General features: G+C 63.0%; 13 protein-coding genes and 1 other RNA gene. 9 read left to right on the forward strand and 5 right to left on the reverse strand.

Features of this window, described 5'->3' with window-relative positions; translation table 11 throughout:
• Positions 1-170: 170 nt before the first annotated feature.
• The 5 genes from CRP40_RS02730 to ffs all read left to right on the forward strand — a co-directional run bounded on the left by CRP40_RS02730 (position 171) and on the right by ffs (position 8,291).
• Complete coding sequence (locus CRP40_RS02730; protein ID WP_023535885.1) at positions 171-830, forward strand: GntR family transcriptional regulator; 660 nt, start codon at positions 171-173, stop codon at positions 828-830.
• Between the two features lie 3 nt (positions 831-833).
• A complete protein-coding gene (gene smc, locus CRP40_RS02735; RefSeq protein ID WP_027916008.1) occupies positions 834-4,325 on the forward strand; it encodes a chromosome segregation protein SMC in 3,492 nt (1,163 codons plus the stop codon).
• Positions 4,326-4,529: 204 nt separating this feature from the next.
• A complete protein-coding gene (gene zipA, locus CRP40_RS02740) occupies positions 4,530-5,420 on the forward strand; it encodes a cell division protein ZipA (protein ID WP_027916009.1) in 891 nt (296 codons plus the stop codon).
• A gap of 225 nt (positions 5,421-5,645) precedes the next feature.
• Positions 5,646-7,976 carry an NAD-dependent DNA ligase LigA gene (ligA, locus tag CRP40_RS02745; RefSeq protein ID WP_027916010.1) on the forward strand — a complete coding sequence of 777 codons (2,331 nt, stop codon included), beginning with the start codon at positions 5,646-5,648 and terminating at the stop codon, positions 7,974-7,976.
• A 218-nt stretch (positions 7,977-8,194) separates the two neighbouring features.
• Positions 8,195-8,291: signal recognition particle sRNA small type (gene ffs, locus CRP40_RS02750), an RNA gene on the forward strand.
• Positions 8,292-8,438: 147 nt separating this feature from the next.
• Here the strand turns inward: ffs and CRP40_RS02755 are convergent.
• Positions 8,439-8,888 (reverse strand): DUF2846 domain-containing protein, encoded by a 450-nt coding sequence (locus CRP40_RS02755; protein WP_027916011.1) that lies wholly within the window; start codon positions 8,886-8,888, stop codon positions 8,439-8,441.
• A gap of 168 nt (positions 8,889-9,056) precedes the next feature.
• Positions 9,057-9,497, reverse strand: coding sequence for a helix-turn-helix domain-containing protein (locus CRP40_RS02760; protein WP_049695650.1), 441 nt, complete (start codon positions 9,495-9,497; stop codon positions 9,057-9,059).
• Positions 9,498-9,577: 80 nt separating this feature from the next.
• On the opposite strand from CRP40_RS02760, the gene CRP40_RS02765 reads away from it, so the two are divergent.
• Complete coding sequence (locus CRP40_RS02765) at positions 9,578-10,057, forward strand: DUF2938 domain-containing protein (RefSeq protein ID WP_027916012.1); 480 nt, start codon at positions 9,578-9,580, stop codon at positions 10,055-10,057.
• Between the two features lie 3 nt (positions 10,058-10,060).
• Here the strand turns inward: CRP40_RS02765 and CRP40_RS02770 are convergent, their stop codons facing one another.
• Positions 10,061-10,819 (reverse strand): ABC transporter substrate-binding protein, encoded by a 759-nt coding sequence (locus CRP40_RS02770; RefSeq protein WP_028687962.1) that lies wholly within the window; start codon positions 10,817-10,819, stop codon positions 10,061-10,063.
• A 119-nt stretch (positions 10,820-10,938) separates the two neighbouring features.
• On the opposite strand from CRP40_RS02770, the gene dnaX reads away from it, so the two are divergent.
• The 3 genes from dnaX to recR all read left to right on the forward strand — a co-directional run bounded on the left by dnaX (position 10,939) and on the right by recR (position 14,123).
• Positions 10,939-12,996 carry a DNA polymerase III subunit gamma/tau gene (gene dnaX / locus CRP40_RS02775; RefSeq protein ID WP_027916014.1) on the forward strand — a complete coding sequence of 686 codons (2,058 nt, stop codon included), beginning with the start codon at positions 10,939-10,941 and terminating at the stop codon, positions 12,994-12,996.
• Between the two features lie 63 nt (positions 12,997-13,059).
• Complete coding sequence (locus CRP40_RS02780; protein ID WP_023535908.1) at positions 13,060-13,395, forward strand: YbaB/EbfC family nucleoid-associated protein; 336 nt, start codon at positions 13,060-13,062, stop codon at positions 13,393-13,395.
• A 125-nt stretch (positions 13,396-13,520) separates the two neighbouring features.
• Positions 13,521-14,123 (forward strand): recombination mediator RecR, encoded by a 603-nt coding sequence (gene recR / locus CRP40_RS02785; protein ID WP_023535938.1) that lies wholly within the window; start codon positions 13,521-13,523, stop codon positions 14,121-14,123.
• Between the two features lie 101 nt (positions 14,124-14,224).
• Here recR and CRP40_RS02790 read toward each other — a convergent pair whose 3' ends face one another.
• Positions 14,225-14,773, reverse strand: coding sequence for an adenine phosphoribosyltransferase (locus tag CRP40_RS02790; RefSeq protein ID WP_023535921.1), 549 nt, complete (start codon positions 14,771-14,773; stop codon positions 14,225-14,227).
• Between the two features lie 54 nt (positions 14,774-14,827).
• Positions 14,828-15,562, reverse strand: a complete 735-nt coding sequence (gene fnrA / locus CRP40_RS02795; RefSeq protein WP_027916015.1) for a Crp/Fnr family transcriptional regulator FnrA — start codon at positions 15,560-15,562, stop codon at positions 14,828-14,830.
• Positions 15,563-15,597: the final 35 nt, after the last annotated feature.

Raw genomic sequence — 15,597 nt, forward strand, 5'->3', positions numbered from 1 at the left:
CTCGGCGGCCGGCCCACCCTGGTTGATGGTGCTTACACCAAGCATAGATCGCGCCGACCCGGCAGCTGTCCGGGCGGTCAAATAAACCGCGATACACCGCTGCGCTTCCCAGGGGCAAGTAGGCTACAATCCGCCCCCTTGTGCCCCGTTCAGTGATTTGAAGGAAAACCATGACGTTCAAGGCCCCGGACAGCCTCGCCGAGCAGATCGCCGATTACCTGGCCGAGCGCATCATCCGCGGCGAACTGGCGCCTGCAGAGCGTATCCAGGAACAGAAGGTGACCCAGGCGCTCAACGTCAGTCGGGGTTCGGTGCGTGAAGCGCTGCTGATCCTCGAGCGCCGCCACCTGGTGGCGATATTGCCGCGCCGTGGCGCCCACGTCACCGAGCTGGACGAGCGCAGTGTGCGCAGCCTGTGCACGCTCATGAGCGAGTTCTACATCCTGCTGGGCAACGCGGTTGCACAACGCTGGCGCAACGAAGACGAACTGCGCCCGTTTCTGGACATTCAGCAGCGTCTTCAGGTGGCTCACGCCGCGCGTGACATCGAGGCGTTCGTGGCCGAGAGCTTCGAGGTAATGCGTGCCGCCTATCCCTTCGCCGACAATCCGTTCCTCCAGGAAACCGTCGAGAACCTGCAACCCGCCATGAGCCGCGCCTACTACCTGTCCCTGGACCAGCGTCAAGCGAACATGGTCGATTACCTGGGCCTGTTCAGTCACTTGCTCGAGGCGGTGGTGCTGCGCGACTTGCCGCGCATTCGTGAAGTACTCACCGCCTATGGCCAGCGCAGTTGCGAACTGGTACTGGCGGCGCTGGCCCGGCCCTGATCGATGCGCCTCAAATGCATCCGCCTGGCGGGGTTCAAGTCATTCGTCGACCCCACCACCGTCAACTTCCCGAGCAACATGGCGGCGGTCGTGGGCCCCAATGGCTGTGGCAAGTCCAACATCATCGACGCCGTGCGCTGGGTGATGGGCGAAAGTTCGGCAAAGAACCTGCGCGGCGAGTCGATGACCGACGTCATCTTCAACGGCTCCAGCGGCCGCAAGCCAGTCAGCCAGGCCAGCATCGAACTGGTGTTCGACAACAGCGAAACCACGCTCGTGGGCGAGTATGCCGCCTACGCCGAGATCTCGATTCGGCGCAAGGTGACCCGCGACAGCCAGAACAGCTACTACCTCAACGGCACCAAGTGCAGGCGCCGGGACATCACCGATATTTTCCTGGGCACCGGCCTTGGGCCACGCAGCTACTCGATCATCGAACAGGGCATGATCTCCAAGCTGATCGAAGCCAAGCCCGAGGAACTGCGTAATTTCATCGAGGAAGCGGCCGGTATCTCCAAATACAAGGAGCGTCGCCGCGAAACCGAAAACCGCATCCGCCGCACCCAGGAGAACCTGGCGCGCCTGACCGACCTTCGCGAGGAGCTGGAACGCCAGCTCGAACGCCTGCACCGCCAGGCCCAGGCGGCCGAGAAGTACCGTGAATACAAGGCGCAGGAACGCCAGCTCAAGGCACGCCTTGCGGCGCTGCGCTGGCGCGAGCTGGATGAACGGGTTCGTCAGCGCCAGTCGGTGATCGGTAACCAGGATGTGTCCTTCGAGGCACTGGTGGCCGAGCAGCGCAATGCCGATGCCAGTATCGAGCGGCTGCGTGACGGTCATCATGAGCTGTCCGAGCGCTTCAACCAGGTGCAGGCCCGGTTCTACTCGGTGGCCGGCGACATCGCCCGGGTCGAGCAGAGCATCCAGCACGGCCAACAACGCCTGCGCCAGTTGCAGGACGATTTCAAGGAAGCCGAGCGCACGCGCCAGGAAACCGAATCGCACCTGGGGCATGACCGTACGCTGCTGGCAACCCTGGGCGAAGAACTGGCCATGCTTGAGCCCGAGCAGGCGCTGACCCTGGAGGCTGCCGAAGAAAGCGCTGCCGTGCTGGAAGAGGCCGAGTCAGGCATGCACGGGTGGCAGGAGCAATGGGACACCTTCAACAGTCGCTCGGCTGAACCGCGTCGCCAGGCCGAAGTGCAGCAGGCGCGCTTGCAGCAGTTGGAAAGCGGCCTGGAGCGACTGGCCGAGCGTCAGCGCAAACTCACCGACGAGCAGGCGCAGTTGGGCGAAGACCCGCAAGACGCAGCCATGCTGGAGCAGGTTGAACAGTTGGCCAGCAGCGAGTTGTCGCTCGAAGCACTGCAACAGGAGGAAGAGCAGGTTATCGAGCGCCTGGAAACGGTGCGCCAGGCGCTGCAGGAGGCTGGGCTGGCTCAGCAGCAGGCCCAGGGCGATATGCAACGCCTGGGCGGGCGCCTGGCATCGCTGGAAGCCCTGCAACAGGCAGCCCTGGACCCAGGTGCTGGTGTGGGCGAGTGGTTGCAGGGGCAGGGGTTGGCAGACTGCCCCCGCCTGGCACAAGCGCTGCGCGTGGAGCCCGGGTGGGAGCTTGCGGTGGAAACCGTGCTGGGCGCCGATTTGCAAGCGGTGCTGGTGGACGACTTTGCACCGTTGGACCTGGCAGGCTTGCAGCAGGGCGATGTAAGCCTGCTGCTCGCGGCTTGCGCCAGCCAGGCAGCGACTTCCGGCAGCCTGCTAGACAGGGTGCAGGGTCCTGTTGACCTGGCGCCATGGCTGGGCCAGGTCAGGCCCGTGGAAGACCTGGCCGAGGCCCTGGCCTTGCGTGCCGGGTTGGGCGAAGGGCAGAGCCTGGTCAGCCGCGATGGCTACTGGGTCTCTCGAAACAGCCTGCGTGTGCGCCGCGGGGGTAGCGGTGAGAGCGGCGTGCTGGCGCGCGGTCAGGAAATCGAACGGCTCGAGCACAGTCAGCGCGAGCAGCACATCGCCTTGCAGCAGCTTGAACAGCAGTTGCAGACTTTGCGTGAACAGCAGCAGCACCTGGAAGCGCAGCGCGAGCAGGTACGCCGTCGCGCCCAGGAAGAAAACCGCTTGCAGGCCGAGCTCAAGGCCAGCTTGTCAGCCAACCGTGCCCGCGCCGAACAGGTCGCGCTGCGCCGCCGCCGTCTGGAAGAGGAGCTGGCGGAGCTCGACGAGCAGCGCGCCCTTGAGCATGAGCAGCTGGGCGAAGCCCGCTTGCTGTTGCAGGATGCCCTCGAACTGATGGCCCAGGACACCGACCAGCGCGAAGTGCTGCTGGCCCAGCGCGACCGGCTGCGTGAGGGCCTGGACCGTATTCGCCAGGAAGCCAGGCAGCACAAGGATCATGCCCACCAACTGGCGGTGCGCCTGGGGTCGTTGCGCGCCCAGCATGACTCCACGCGTCAGGCTCTGGAACGCCTGGAACTGCAGGCGGCCCGTCTGAGCGAGCGACAGGAGCAGTTGAGCCTGAACCTGGAGGAGGGGGAGGCGCCGTTGGAGGAACTGCGGCTCAAGCTCGAAGAGCTGCTGGAACGGCGCATGGGTGTCGACGAAGAAATGCGCCAGGCACGCTTGCAGATGGACGAGGCCGACCGCGAACTGCGCGATGCCGAAAAGCGCCGCACCCAGGCCGAGCAGCAGGCCCAGTTGCTGCGCGGTCAACTTGAACAACTGCGTCTGGAATGTCAGGGCCTGGAAGTGCGGCGTACCACGTTGCAGGAGCAGTTGCTTGCCGACGGTTACGACTTGCAGGGTGTTCTCGCCACGGTCGAGCCCGACGTTACCGAGGCCGGCACCGAGCAGGCGTTGGAGCAACTGGAGGCCCGTATCCAGCGGCTGGGCGCGATCAACCTGGCCGCCATCGAGGAATACGAACAGCAGTCCGAGCGCAAGCGCTACCTCGATGCCCAGGATGCTGACCTGGTCGAAGCGTTGGACACACTCGAAAATGTCATTCGCAAGATCGACAAGGAAACCCGCCACCGCTTCAAAGATACCTTTGATCAGATAAATGCCGGATTGCAGGCACTTTTCCCAAAAGTTTTCGGCGGTGGCAGCGCTTATCTGGAACTGACGGGCGAAGATCTACTCGATACAGGGGTGACGATCATGGCGCGACCACCGGGCAAGAAGAACAGCACCATTCATCTGCTGTCCGGTGGCGAAAAAGCACTGACCGCCTTGGCGCTGGTGTTTGCCATCTTCAAGTTGAACCCCGCACCGTTCTGCATGCTCGATGAAGTCGACGCACCGCTGGACGATGCCAACGTCGGGCGGTATGCCCGGCTGGTGAAGGAAATGAGTGAGAGCGTGCAGTTCATCTACATCACGCACAACAAGATCGCCATGGAAATGGCCGACCAGTTGATGGGTGTCACGATGCACGAGCCAGGCTGTTCGCGCCTGGTGGCCGTGGACGTGGAGGCGGCAATGGCGATGGTCGATGCGTGAAACCTGTAGTCAAACGGCACAATCTTCATTGAAATGCCCCTGTCATGTGAGACAGACGGTGTAAAGTTGTCTTTGGTCGTGCTAGCTTTATGTCACTCGTTTTCTGCGTGGGTAAAACGCCTGTCAGAACATAGGCTTGGCGCCACGTGTTAAAGGCCTTTGAAGCCTTTGTTTTCAGCATATTTATTAGAGGCACGGGATTACATGGAAATCGGTCTGCGCGAGTGGCTGATCCTTATCGGCATCATTGTCATTGCCGGCATTCTTTTCGACGGCTGGCGCCGTATGCGCGGCGGCAAGGGCAAGTTGAAATTCCGTCTGGACCGCAGTTATGCCAATGCGGCGGACGATGAAGGCGGTGGCGCCGAAGTACTTGGCCCACCCCGCGTGCTCGACACCCACAGGGAGCCTGAGCTGGACGAAAGTGATCTGCCGTCGCTCAGTGCCTCGGATCGCGACCGTGAGCGTGAGCCCAAGCCCGCCAAGGTCAGCAAGTGGCCAAAACGCCCGACGGCTGCAGAAGCGCCACGCGTTGACGCAGGCTTCAGCGCGCCTTCCCGCGAAGCGGATATCGTGATCGACGAGGAAGACGACTTCGCCGCGGACAATGGCCGTAGCCCATCCCCAGCAACGGCCAACAACAGCGTCAAGGAGCTGCCACCGGCCGAGGAAGTGCTGGTGATCAGCGTCATTTCCAGGGACGAGGGCGGGTTCAAGGGCCCGGCGTTGCTGCAGAACATTCTGGAGAGCGGCCTGCGGTTCGGCGAGATGGACATCTTCCACCGTCACGAGAGCATGGCCGGTCACGGCGAAGTGCTGTTCTCCATGGCCAATGCCGTCAAGCCGGGCATCTTCGACCTGGATGACATCGACCATTTCAGCACGCGTGCGGTGAGCTTCTTCCTCGGCCTGCCAGGCCCACGCCATCCGAAGCAGGCCTTCGACGTGATGGTGGCGGCCGCTCGCAAGCTGGCCCATGAGCTCAACGGTGAACTCAAGGATGATCAGCGCAGCGTGTTGACGGCGCAGACCATCGAGCACTACCGCCAGCGCATCGTGGAATTCGAGCGCCGCGCCCTGACCCAGAAGCGCTGATAAATCCAGACGAAGAGCAGCCTCGGGGCGTGCTGGTCGGCCCAGGCCTCTTGCTCATCGAATCGGCTTTCGGCAAGCGAGCCCGCTTCACAGGTTCACCACAGTCTTTCGAGTCTGTGTCGAACCTGTGAAGCGGGCTCGCTGCCTAAGGCAGAAGGCGATGACCAGGCCTGGCCCTCCAGACGCTGCCAGGCTGCTCTTTCGTTTTGCAAGAGAAGCTGAAAAATGACCGCTGAAACCCGCATCCACGAACTGCGTGCCGAACTCGACCAGCACAACTACCGCTACTATGTGCTGGACGAACCCAGCGTGCCCGACGCCGAGTACGACCGGCTGTTCAACGAACTCAAGGCGCTGGAGGCCGAGCACCCCCACTTGGTCACGCCCGATTCGCCCACCCAGCGGGTAGGTGGTGCGGCCCTTGCTGCATTCAGCCAGGTTCGTCATGAGGTTCCCATGCTCAGCCTGGGCAATGCCTTCGAAGAAGCCGACCTGCGCGAGTTCGGTCGCCGCGTGACGGAGGGGCTGGACCAGCCAGACGCGGTGGATTTCAGCTGCGAGCCCAAGCTCGATGGCCTGGCGGTCAGCCTGCTCTACCGTGACGGTCATCTGGTGCAGGGTGCCACGCGAGGCGACGGCACCACCGGCGAGGACATCAGCGCCAACGTGCGCACCGTGCGCAACATTCCCTTGAAGCTGCACGGCCAAGGCTGGCCTGCGGTGCTGGAAGTGCGGGGCGAGGTGTTCATGAGCAAGGCCGGCTTCGACCGGCTCAATGCGTCCCAGGCCGACATTGGCGGCAAGACGTTCGCCAACCCGCGCAATGCTGCGGCAGGCAGCCTGCGTCAGCTGGACTCCAAGATCACTGCCAGTCGCCCGCTGGAATTCTGCTGCTACGGTGTCGGTCAGGTGTCCGCGCCTGTGGCCGACAGCCATATCGCCACGCTGGAGCAACTCAAGGCATGGGGATTGCCGATCAGTCGTGAGCTCAAGCACGCGGCCGGCATCGAGCAATGCCTGGACTATTACCGCGACATCGGTGAACGGCGTAACAGCCTGCCTTACGAGATCGACGGCGTGGTGTTCAAGGTCAACAGCCTGGCCGCACAACGTGAGCTGGGTTTCCGTGCCCGGGAGCCGCGCTGGGCCATCGCCCATAAGTTCCCGGCGATGGAGGAGCTCACCGAGGTGCTGGACGTGGAGTTCCAGGTGGGGCGCACGGGCGCGGTTACCCCGGTCGCCCGTCTGAAGCCGGTAAAGGTCGCCGGTGTCACGGTGTCCAATGCCACGTTGCACAACATGGACGAAATCGCACGCCTGGGCCTGCGCATCGGCGATACGGTCATCATCCGCCGCGCAGGTGATGTGATCCCGCAGGTGATGCAGGTGGTGCTGGAGCGTCGCCCGGAAGGGGCGCGTGAAGTGCAGGTGCCCAGCCAATGCCCTGTGTGCGGCTCCCACGTGGAGCGCACCCAGCTGGTCAAGCGCAGCAAGGGCAGGGAAGTGACCAGCGAAGGGGCCGTGTACCGCTGCGTCGGCCGCCTAGCCTGTGGGGCGCAGCTCAAGCAGGCGATCATTCACTATGTGTCGCGCCGGGCGATGGACATCGACGGGCTGGGTGAGAAAAGCGTGGAGCAGTTGGTGGACGAGGGCCTGATTGCCTCACCAGCCGACCTTTACACGCTCGCGTTCGACCAAATCGTAGGCCTCGAGGGTTTTGCCGAAGTGTCGAGCCGCAAGCTGCTCCAAGCCATCGCCGCCAGCAAGCAGCCGACCCTCGCCCGCTTCATCTATGCCCTGGGCATTCCCGATGTCGGTGAAGAAACCGCCAAGGTGCTGGCCCGCTCACTGGGCAGCCTGTCACGCGTGCAACAGGCATTGCCGCAGGTGCTCACCTACCTGCCGGACATCGGCCTGGAAGTGGCCCATGAGATTCACAACTTCTTTGAAGACGAACACAACCAGAAGGTCATCCGCCAGTTGCTGGACAGCGGCATGCAGTTGCAGGACGAAGGCGAGCTGGCAGCCGAATTCGCCGCCAGTACCACCCTGGCCGACCTGCTCGCCAAGCTCGACATCCCCTCGGTAGGGCCGACTGGCGCGCAGAAGCTGGTGGCGCGCCTGGACAGCCTGGACAAGATCATCGCCGCGGATGGCATCGACCTGCGCCAGGCGCTCAATACGCGCCAGGCAGAGGCTGTACGCGCGTTCTTCAGGGATGAAGCCAACCAGCAACTGGCCCACGCCATCGAAGCGCAGTTGCTGGCCTTCGGCATGCACTGGCGTAGCGAGAAGAAGGTGGCCGAGGGGCTGCCTCTGGCGGGCCAGACCTGGGTGCTCACCGGCTCCCTGGAACGCATGAGCCGCGACATCGCCAAGGAAAAGCTCGAAGGCCTGGGTGCGAAAGTGGCGGGGTCGGTTTCTGGCAAGACTCACTGCGTGGTGGCAGGGCCGGGTGCCGGGTCGAAGCTGGCCAAGGCCAGCGAGCTGGGCGTGAAGGTGCTCGATGAAGAGGCGTTCGTGGCGTTTCTTGCCCAGCAGGGCATCGAGGTCTGATCACCCTGGGGCTGTGCTGACCCGTTGCGTGAGTGCCGGCACTTGTCCATCTTGGCGGCCGGGGCCGCTGGCGGGTTAGGGTGTTTGACCGTGTGGCGCGCGCTAGCCAGACAAGTCATTGAGAAATGATGACTTTTTCTGCCGCAGAGGTTGTATCTGGGCTCAGGACCGGTACAATGGCGCCACTCGCTGTTCAGCGAGACATGTAGTGGTGGCCCTGTCGGTCCTCCCGCATTGATTACCCGTTAACCTGGTCAGGCCCGGAAGGGAGCAGCCATAGCGGGAACATCGAGTGCCGGGGTGTGGCTGGCGGGGCCGCCTCCATTTCAGGCCCTGAATTCTACAAGGCCAAGCGCTCAGTCACCCAAACTGTGCCGTTTTTGTCGTAAGTGCAGCCCGCACTGCGAACACTGGCTATAAACGCTGCGCACACTACCGCATACGCAGCATCAGGCGCTGGCGTTACTGTGATTTTGCCAACGTGCACTTCTGCAGATGGGCCTGGCCCACGCCTTCAGGCACAACCTCCAACTTCGCACCGCCTACGAAAACGCCAACTTTGATCGATTGGCGGATGTAGTAATTCTTCCCGCCCACCGCCATCAAATCGATGACATTGTCACTGAATTCGGACTCAGTGCCGATCTTGTGCGGGCCAGGGGTAACCAGGCGGTAGAAGTAGACCCGGTTTGCAGTTTGTCCCACGATCTTGCCATCGACAGTGACGATTTTCTTCAGGGCTTTACCGACGAAGTTGTCACGGTAGATATAGAGGCCGGCCTGGTCGGCGGGCGGTGCTGCAAAAGTCTTTAGCGCGGCGTCTGCTTCTGGGCTCTCCATGGGTACGGAGGCGCAGCCCGTTAAGATAGCCAGACTGATGACAGTAGCGAACAGCTTGATGCGAGACAGCATCGAGATTTCCTTGTCGATAATGAATGTTGAATGATCAGCGCTTCGCTCTATCATTAATATCATTATGCCATGCTGCCTCGCGGTGCATCGAGACGTGAGTACAAACGCCTTGAGCGTTGCACTCATGGGCATGCAGGTGAATCCGATTCTGGATGTCGTTAGCCCTATTCAGTGCCTAGGTTTACCTGCCGAAGGGGTCGCCCTTTTCAAACGGCGCACTACATTCGGATGTGCTGATCGTGCTGAGGCCACTGCCATCAACCGGCGAAACCGCGGGCAGGCCAGGTGATCGGCCGCAGGGCACTCAGCCGCATGGCGTAAGCCCTTGCTCATGGCCTGCAATGTCTTGATCTGGCTGTCGAGCTCATCAGCCTTGGCCAGCAGCTGCGCCCGGTCGACCTTCAGGTCCACCAGCAGGGTGCTGATCTCGTCCAGCGAAAAACCGGCGGCCTGGCCCAGCGCTATCAATGCGAGCCTTTCAGCCACGTCGGCCGAGAACTGCCGGCGTTGGCCTGGCTCGCCACGCGCCGTGAGCAGGCCTTTCTTCTGGTAGTAACGCAGCGTGGAAGACGGCACGCCCGTGCGTCTCGCCACATCGGCAATGTCCATGTACAAGCCCTTGACTTGAAGTTGACTTCAACTTACATGCTGCCCGGCGTATTCAACAACGTCAAATGAGAGGAAGCGTCATGGTCAACAGCGAACAGTGGATTGCAGCAATGGGCATCGGCGTCGGCGCCACACTGGTCATGGACGGCTGGTCTGCGGTCTCCAGGCGCCTGGGCGCCACCACGCTCGATTACGCCTTGGTAGGTCGCTGGGCCGGGCATGCACTGCAAGGGCACTGGCGCCATCAGGCGATCCGGCAGGCCCCGCCCATCAAGCACGAGCGGGTGTGGGGCTGGGCGCTGCACTACGCCATTGGCGTGGCGTTCGCGATGCTGCTGGTCACTACGGCGGGCGTCGCGTGGCTGAGCGCGCCGACCCTGTGGCCGGCATTGGCCGTGGGCGCAGGTACGGTATTGGCGCCCATGTGCCTGATGCAGCCTGCCATGGGCATGGGTTTTTTTGCTTCACGCACGCCCAGCCCCTGGCGTGCGCGCTTCAAGAGCTTGGTGAACCACATGGTATTCGGTATCGGGTTGTACGTGACGGCCTTGGCGCTATAGGGGTCAGGTGCCCGTCCCGGTGGGTGGGGGCTCTTCGGTGCTGCCGTAGCGTTGCAGCAAGCGCTCCATCTCCCCACTCTGCTTGATGCGCACCAATGCGCGCAGCAGCGCTTGGGCGGGGATGTCAGGGTCGTTGCGGACCAGGCAGCCCAGGTCCTGCTCGTCCAGCACCGCCAGTGGCTGCAATTGCGCATGGCGCTGGTGGTTGAACCACCGCAGTGACAGTTGGTTGCTGACGGCATACCGGTACCGTCCCGCTTGCAACTTCTGCAAGGCCAGCTCCTGGCTGCGGCTGTCTTCCCGGTAAAGCCGGTGTGCCGCCAGCAAGGGTTCAAGCGTGGTGTAGGTGTAGCCCAGAACGGTGCCGATGGGCTGGGGTGACAGCCGTTGTGGCGAAATCGGGCCGCCTTCGCCCAGGCGGCCTACCAGCACATCGCGCTGGTGAATCAGCGGCACGCTCCAGATGAAGTCCTTCGGCCGCGCCATCAACCACTGGTCGCTGACGTAGCAACGTACATCGATATCACCCTGGTTCATCGCCTCCTCGAGGCGCATTCGAGCCATCACATGATATTCGGGTCGGGCACCGGCTTGTTTGGCAGCTGCCTCCATGACATCGAACAGCAGGCCTTCGACCGGCTGGCCGTTCTCGATGCGAATCAGCGGCATGCTCCAGCTCTCGGCCACCGAAAAGCGCAGTACCGGCTGTTCAGCCAGGCTGTGAGCCGACCAGAAAAGAAACAAAGCCAGCAGGGTCCGCACCGCAGGTTCTCCATGATCCGCTGTCCATCGTCGCGCACGGCCAGTCAGGCAGTGCAATTTTGCCCCCGCTCCGCTAGCATTAGCGATCTTCCGCTCGATCAGGCTACGATGGTTTTTCGATGAGTTATCAGGTTCTTGCACGTAAATGGCGTCCGCGCTCGTTTCGCGAAATGGTCGGCCAGGCCCATGTGCTCAAGGCCTTGATCAACGCGCTGGACAACCAGCGCCTGCACCATGCCTACCTGTTCACCGGCACGCGCGGTGTAGGCAAGACTACCATCGCGCGCATCATCGCCAAATGCCTGAACTGCGAAACCGGTATCACCTCCACGCCCTGCGGGACCTGCTCGGTCTGCCGCGAAATCGATGAAGGGCGTTTCGTCGACCTGATCGAGATCGACGCCGCCAGCCGCACCAAGGTCGAGGATACCCGCGAGCTGCTGGACAATGTCCAGTACGCGCCGAGCCGTGGGCGCTTCAAGGTCTACCTGATCGACGAAGTGCACATGCTCTCGACCCACTCCTTCAACGCGTTGCTCAAGACGCTGGAAGAGCCACCGCCCTACGTCAAGTTCATCCTGGCCACCACCGACCCGCAGAAACTGCCGGCGACCATCCTTTCGCGCTGCCTTCAGTTCTCGTTGAAGAACATGAGCCCGGAGCGGGTGGTCGAGCACCTGAGCCACGTGCTCGAGGCCGAAAACGTGCCGTTCGAGGCCGATGCGCTGTGGTTGCTCGGCCGCGCGGCCGACGGCTCGATGCGCGATGCCATGAGCTTGACCGACCAGGCCATCGCCTTCGGTGAAGGCAAGGTGCTGGCCGCCGATGTGCGCGCCATGCTCGGCAGCCTGGACCATGGCCAGGTGTACGGGGTGCTGCAGGCATTGCTCGAAGGGGATGCACGCGCCCTGCTCGAAGCCGTGCGCAACCTGGCCGAGCAGGGCCCGGACTGGGCCGGGGTGCTGGCCGAAATGCTCAACGTGCTGCACCGTGTGGCCATTGCCCAGGCCTTGCCCGAGGCCGTGGACAACGGCCAGGGTGACCGGGAGCGCGTGCTCGCCCTGGCCGCTGCATTGCCGGCCGAGGACGTGCAGTTCTATTACCAGATGGGCCTGATAGGGCGGCGTGACTTGCCTTTGGCGCCCGACCCGCGTGGTGGTTTCGAGATGGTACTGCTGCGCATGCTGGCGTTCCGCCCGGCCGATGCCGATGGAGCCCCGAGGCCGGTGCTAAAGCCAGTGGGGATCAGCCAGGCCACAGCTGATTCCGTCGAACCGGTGGCGCCCCCGGCAGCGGTTGCCCAACCGGTAAGCGAGCCGGCTGCGTCGGCGCCGTCAACGCCTGCGCCTGTGATCGAGGTGCCTGCGCCGGCAACGGCAGACCATGAACCCGAAGCTGAGCGTGACCGCGAACTCGAGGCGGAGATTACGGCCATCTCGGTGCCTGAGCCAGTCGCGCCGGTAATCGATCTGCCGTGGGAAGCGCCTGCTGCACCGGCCATGCAGGAGCCCCAGCCGGCTCCAGCCCCCGTTGCTGCAAACCCTGCTCCTGCCCAACAGGCCGCTGCAACCCACGATGATGTACCTCCGTTCGATCCGGGTGCGTATGCATCGGTGGGCATGGACCGCGACGACGAGCCGCCGCTCGACGAAGACTACTACGCTGGCGAAAGCGATCCGGTGGGCTTCAGCTACCTCGACGAGCTGGCCGAACACGTCCAGGAGCAGCCCCAGGCCGCCGCCGAGCCGCTGCCCGCTGCCAAGCCGGCGACCGGGCTGGCCTTGCAATGGCTGGAATTGTTCCCGCAGTTGCCTGTCTCTGGTATGACGGGCAACATCGCGGCCAACTGCACGTTGATCGCCGCCGACGGTGATGACTGGCTCCTGCACCTGGACCCGGGGCAAGGCGCGTTGTTCAACGCCACCCAGCAAAGACGCCTGAACGAGGCGCTCAACCAGCACCTGGGGCGTACCTTGAACCTGCGCATCGAGCTGATCCGGCCCGAACAGGAAACGCCAGCTCAGGCGGCAGCCCGCAAGCGCCTGGAGCGCCAGCATGAAGCCGAGGCGTCGATCGAGCACGACCCGCTGATCCAGCAGATGATCAAGCTGTTTGGCGCCAAGGTGCGGCACGATACTATTGAGCCTGTAGAGGCCCTGGCCAGTCAGGGCCAATAACGAATAACCATGCGGCCAGCCCCGTGCCCGGCCGCATCACATGACCCAATCGAGGTATTCCCCATGATGAAAGGTGGCATGGCCGGCCTGATGAAGCAGGCCCAGCAGATGCAGGAAAAGATGCAGAAAATGCAGGAAGAGCTGGCCAACGCAGAAGTCACCGGCCAGTCCGGCGGTGGTCTGGTCAGCGTGGTGATGACCGGTCGCCACGACGTCAAGCGCGTGAGCATCGACCAGAGCCTGATGTCGACCGAAGAAGACGACAAGGAAGTGCTCGAAGACCTGATCGCTGCAGCCCTGAACGATGCCGTGCGCAAGATCGAACAGAGCAGCCAGGAAAAGATGGGCGGCATGACGGCTGGCATGCAATTGCCGCCAGGCTTCAAGATGCCGTTCTGAGCCCCTGCGCGCCCACGAACCGTCGCTGGTAACAGCGGCGGTTTTTTTATGGCCGCCGTGCCGATTTGACGCCACACCCCATGGTGGGTATAAACCGCCTCTTAATGACTTGTCAGGCGTTTCCCATGAGCTTCAGTCCTCTCATCCGCCAGCTGATCGACGGCTTGCGCATCTTGCCCGGCGTTGGCCAGAAAACGGCACAGCGCATGGCCCTGCAATTGCTGGAGCGTGACCGCAGCGGGGGGCTGCGGCTCGCCCAGGCGCTGACTCAGGCCATGGAAGGGGTAGGACATTGCCGCCAATGCCGCACCCTGACCGAACAGGACCTGTGCCCGCAGTGCGCCGACCCACGGCGTGACGACACGCAACTGTGCGTGGTCGAGGGCCCGACGGATGTCTATGCCGTCGAGCAGGCCGGGTATCGCGGCCGCTACTTCGTGCTCAAGGGGCATCTGTCGCCGCTCGACGGACTGGGCCCGGAGGCGATCGGCATTCCACAGTTGATGGCACGCATCCAGGAGCAGGGCACCTTCACCGAAGTCATTCTTGCCACCAACCCCACGGTGGAAGGTGAAGCCACGGCGCACTACATTGCGCAGTTGCTGGCTGAGAAGGGTCTAGTCGCCTCGCGTATCGCCCATGGCGTGCCCCTGGGCGGCGAGCTGGAGTTGGTAGATGGCGGCACGCTGGCCCATGCCTTTGCAGGGCGTCGCCCTATCTCGCTCTGAGGCAGTGATAGGGTACGACCTGCGGTGCAGTGACCTCGGGATTTCCGCCGCGAAGCTGATCCTGGTGTCGCCGCACCCCATCGCCGCCCAGGCGTCACCCCTCAACGCTCGCTGAGGGAAAACTCGGTCAGGCAGAAGGTCGGTACGCCCGCCGCTTGCAAACGGCGCGAGCCGTCCAGCTCGGGCAGGTCGATGATGGCTGCCGCCTCGAACACCTGCGCACCCGTACGGCGCACCAGGTTGGCGGCGGCCAGAAGCGTACCGCCGGTGGCGATCAGGTCGTCGAAGATCAGTACCGAGTCGCCCTCGCACAGGCTGTCGGCGTGCACTTCAAGGAAGGCTTCACCGTACTCGGTCTGGTACCCCTCGCTGAGCACGTCAGCGGGCAGCTTGCCTTGCTTGCGGAACAGGATCAGGGGCTTGTTCAGCTGATGGGCGATGATCGAACCGATCAGAAAACCACGCGCGTCCATGGCGCCGATGTGGCTGAATTCGGCCTCCACATAACGCTCGATGAACTGATCGGCCACATAGCGCAGCCCGCGCGGCGACTGGAACAGTGGGGTGATGTCGCGGAAGATCACACCCGGCTTGGGAAAGTCCACTACCGGGCGGATCAGGGCTTTGAGGTCGAAGGCGTCGCTGTGCATTGTTGCAGGTATCCTGGGAAAACGAACGGCCCAGTATACCTGCTAAAGCCGCCCTCAGGCCTCCATTGCGCCACCGGCCAGCGCGCAAAGCTGGATCGGGTCGAGGATATGCACCTCCTTGCCTTCGGCGCGCAGCAGGCCATTCTGCTGGAAGCGGGTGAACACGCGCGACACGGTTTCCACCGCCAGCCCCAGGTAGTTGCCCATCTCGTTGCGCGACATGCTCAGGCGGAACTGGTTGGCCGAATAGCCACGGGCGCGGAAGCGCGCCGACAGGTTGACCAGGAACGTCGCGATGCGCTCATCGGCGGTTTTCTTCGAGAGCAGCAGCATCATCTGCTGATCGTCGCGAATTTCGCGGCTCATCACGCGCATCAACTGGCGACGCAGCTGCGGCAATTGCACCGACAGTTCATCCAGGCGCTCGAACGGAATTTCGCAGACCGACGTGGTTTCCTGGGCCTGGGCCGACACCGGGTAGGCCTCGGTGTCCATGCCGGAGAGGCCCACCAGTTCGCTGGGCAGGTGGAAACCGGTGATCTGCTCTTCACCGCTGTCGCTCAGGCTGAACGTCTTCAGAGCGCCGGAGCGTACGGCATAGACCGAGCCAAAATTATCCCCCTGGCGGAACAGGAACTCGCCTTTCTTGAGAGGGCGACCTCGCTTGACGATTTCGTCCAGTGCGTCCATGTCTTCCAGGTTGAGTGAAAGGGGCAGGCACAGGGGGGCCAGGCTGCAATCCTTGCAATGGGCCTGGCTGTGTGGGCGCAGTTTGACTGGCTCGGACATTTGACTCGATCCTTGTGGGAAAGCACACATAAGTC

The organism is Pseudomonas sp. URMO17WK12:I9 (assembly GCF_900230165.1).
In the GTDB taxonomy this organism is placed as follows: domain Bacteria; phylum Pseudomonadota; class Gammaproteobacteria; order Pseudomonadales; family Pseudomonadaceae; genus Aquipseudomonas; species Aquipseudomonas fulva.